Here is a 246-nt window from a genome sequence, read left to right on the forward strand (position 1 = left end):
TTACTTATACAGCGGTGGGCCCGGATGGCACCCAGGGTGATACGGCGACTGTTATTGTCGAAGTGACGCCCCCGCCCGTAGAGCCACCAGTAGAGCCACCAGTAGAACCGCCAGTCGAGCCGCCAGTCGAGCCGCCAGTGATCAATATTGGCGATGATGTGGTCGTTGAAGGTGACACGGCAGCCGTTACAGTGACGCTGTCTAAAGCCTCGGATCAGGCGGTTACGGTGAACTTTGCGACTGCCG

The 246-nt window shown here is 58.9% G+C and carries 1 protein-coding gene; it reads left to right on the plus strand.

Translation table 11 applies throughout. The features are described from left to right. Positions 1-246 (plus strand): hypothetical protein (locus EYC87_RS19405; protein ID WP_279254355.1); only part of this gene is annotated, 246 nt, incomplete at both ends.

Source organism: Candidatus Seongchinamella marina, assembly GCF_026262685.1.
Taxonomy (GTDB): Bacteria; Pseudomonadota; Gammaproteobacteria; order Pseudomonadales; family Halieaceae; genus Halioglobus; species Halioglobus marinus.